Genomic DNA, 245 nt, shown 5'->3' with positions numbered 1-245 from the left:
CCACGCTGCTGCGTTGCGTCAACTTGCTCGAAGAATTCCAGGGCGGCCAGATCACCCTGGATGGCGAGTCGATCGGTTACAGCGAAATCGCCGGCAAGCGTGTGCGTCACCCTGAGCGGGTGATTGCCCAGCACCGCGCGATGACCGGCATGGCGTTCCAGCAGTTCAACCTGTTTCCGCACCTGACCGCGTTGCAAAACGTCACTCTGGGCCTGCTCAAGGTGAAGAAAATGGGCAAGGACGAA

Annotated in this window: 1 pseudogene; it reads left to right on the top strand. The window is 60.0% G+C overall.

What is annotated here, in order from left to right:
- A pseudogene (locus tag KZZ07_RS27290) lies at positions 1 to 245 on the top strand (amino acid ABC transporter ATP-binding protein); the annotation flags it as partial.

Origin of the sequence: Mameliella sp. CS4, assembly GCF_019392335.1 — a bacterium.
Lineage (GTDB): Bacteria > Pseudomonadota > Alphaproteobacteria > Rhodobacterales > Rhodobacteraceae > Antarctobacter.
Note: the sequence above shows the minus strand (reverse complement) of the source record. Positions and strands in the feature narration are given on the sequence as shown.